The following is a 2,777-nucleotide window of genomic DNA, read 5'->3' as shown; positions in this document are numbered from 1 at the left end:
GGTCGCGATGCTCAACGTGATGGAGGAGCGCGACATCCAGATCCGCGGCTACGTGCTGCGGCTGCCGCTCGACGTGCTCGTGGTCGCCAGCGCCAACCCCGAGGACTACACCAACCGCGGGCGGATCATCACCCCGCTCAAGGACCGCTTCGGCGCCGAGATCCGCACCCACTACCCGACCGAGCTCGAGGACGAGATCGCCGTGATCCGTCAGGAGGCGGACCTGGTGGCCGAGGTACCCGACGCGGTCATCGAGATCCTGGCCCGGTTCACCCGCGCCCTGCGGGAGTCGAGCGCGGTGGACCAGCGCTCCGGCGTCTCGGCCCGCTTCGCGATCGCCGGCGCCGAGACCATCGCGGCCTCCGCGCTGCACCGGGCGACCTCGCAGGGTGAGGACGCCGCGGTCGCGCGGGTCGTCGACCTCGAGACCGCGGTGGACGTGCTCGGCGGCAAGATCGAGTTCGAGAGCGGCGAGGAGGGCCGCGAGGCCGAGATCCTCGCCCACCTGCTGCGCACCGCGACCGCCGAGACCGTGCGCCACCACTTCCGAGGCCTCGACTTCGCGCTGCTGGTCTCCGCGATCGAGGACGGTGCGATGGTCACGACGGGCGAGCAGGTCACCGCCCGCGACTTCCTCACCGGCCTGCCGGTGCTGGGGGAGTCGGAGCTGTACGACGAGATCTGCGACCGGCTCGGCGCGAGCAACGACGGCGAGCGCGCGTGCGCGATCGAGCTCGCGCTCGAGGGCCTCTACCTCGCCCGCAAGATCGGCAAGGACGCCGACGGCACCGAGACGGTCTACGGGTAACACCCGATGAAGGACCGCACCCGCTTCAAGCGCTACGAGGGCGGCGACCCCCTGGCCCCGCCGGTCGACCTCGCCGAGGCCCTCGACGCCATCGGCGAGGACGTGATGGCCGGATACTCCCCGGAGCGCGCGATGCGGGAGTTCCTGCGCCGCGGCGGCAGCGACCAGTCCGGGCTCGACGACCTCGCCCGTCGCGTGGCGGAGCGGCGCCGCGAGCTGACCCAGCGCCACCACCTCGACGGCACCCTCGAGGAGGTGCGTGAGCTGCTCGACCACGCGCTGCTCGAGGAGCGCAAGCAGCTGGCCCGCGACGCGATGATGGACGACGCGGACCGGGCCTTCCGCGAGATGCAGCTCGACGGGCTGCCACCGTCGACCGCGGCCGCGGTCAGCGAGCTGTCGTCGTACGACTGGCAGAGCCGCGAGGCCCGCGAGGACTACGAGAAGATCAAGGACCTGCTGGGGCGCGAGATGCTCGACCAGCGGTTCGCGGGCATGAAGCAGGCGCTGGAGAACGCCAGCGACGAGGACCGGGCCGCGGTCAACGAGATGCTGCAGGACCTCAACGGTCTGCTCGACAAGCACCGCCGCGGCGAGGACAGCCAGGCGGACTTCGACGAGTTCATGGCCAAGCACGGCGACTTCTTCCCCGAGAACCCCCAGAACATCGACGAGCTCCTCGACTCGCTCGCCCAGCGGTCGGCGGCGGCGCAGCGGATGTTGAACTCCATGACGCCCGAGCAGCGTCAGGAGCTGATGGAGCTCTCCGCCCAGGCCTTCGGGTCGCCCGAGCTGATGGAGTCGCTCGACCAGCTCGACGCCAACCTGCAGGCGCTGCGGCCCGGCGAGGACTGGGGCGGCTCGGAGCGGATGGACGGTCAGGAGGGCCTCGGCCTCGGCGACGGCACCGGCGTCTTCCAGGACCTCGCCGACCTCGACGAGCTCGCCGAGCAGCTCTCGCAGTCCTACGGCGGCGCCCGGATGGACGACCTCGACCTCGACAAGCTCGCCCGCCAGCTCGGCGACGAGGCGGCCGTCGACGCACGCACGCTGCAGCGCCTCGAGCAGGCGTTGCGCGACTCGGGCTACATGAAGCGCGGCACCGACGGCCAGTACCGGCTCTCGCCCAAGGCGATGCGCCAGCTCGGCAAGGCGCTGCTGCGCGACGTCGCCGAGCGGATGTCGGGCCGTCAGGGCCAGCGCGACCTGCGCCGCGCCGGCGCGGCCGGTGACCTGTCGGGCGCGACGCGGGAGTGGGCGTACGGCGACACCGAGCCCTGGCACGTCCCGCGCACGATGCTCAACGGCGTGCTGCGACGCGCCGGCGACCCGGGCGCTCCGCTGCTGAGCATCGACGACGTCGAGGTGCAGGAGACCGAGGCCCGCACCCAGGCCGCGGTCGCACTGCTCGTCGACACGTCGTTCTCGATGGCGATGGACGGCCGGTGGGTGCCGATGAAGCGCACCGCGCTGGCGCTGCACACGCTGATCCGCTCACGATTCCGCGGGGACGCGCTGCAGCTGATCACCTTCGGCCGGCACGCGCAGGTGATGGAGATCGAGGAGCTCACCGGGCTCGACGCCCGCTGGGACAAGGGCACCAACCTCCACCACGGGCTCCTGCTCGCCAACCGCTTCTTCCGCAAGCACCCCAATGCCCAGCCGGTGCTGCTGATCGTCACCGACGGCGAGCCGACGTCGCACCTCGAGCCCGACGGCGAGGTCTACTTCGCCTACCCGCCGCACCCGCTGACCGTGGCGTACGCCGTACGCGAGCTGGAGAACGCCGGGCGTCTGGGCGCGCAGACGACGTTCTTCCGCCTCGGGGACGACCCCGGCCTCGCGCGGTTCATCGACCAGATGGCCCGCCGCGTGGAGGGCCGGGTGATCGCGCCCGAGCTCGACGACCTCGGCGCCGCGGTGGTCGGGTCGTTCCTCGGGTCCCGCACCCCCGGCCGCGGGTCCTACG

The 2,777-nt window shown here is 72.1% G+C and carries 1 protein-coding gene and 1 pseudogene; both read left to right on the top strand.

From position 1 onward, the window contains the following. Positions 1-808: pseudogene (locus Q0L15_RS16755) on the top strand (magnesium chelatase); the annotation flags it as partial. A gap of 6 nt (positions 809-814) precedes the next feature. Then, a partial coding sequence (locus Q0L15_RS16750; RefSeq protein ID WP_296605591.1) for a VWA domain-containing protein occupies positions 815-2,777 on the top strand: 1,963 nt, incomplete at its 3' end.

It is taken from the genome of Nocardioides sp., assembly GCF_024509035.1.
Lineage (GTDB): Bacteria > Actinomycetota > Actinomycetes > Propionibacteriales > Nocardioidaceae > Nocardioides.
This window is presented reverse-complemented; position numbering and strand designations above follow the sequence as displayed.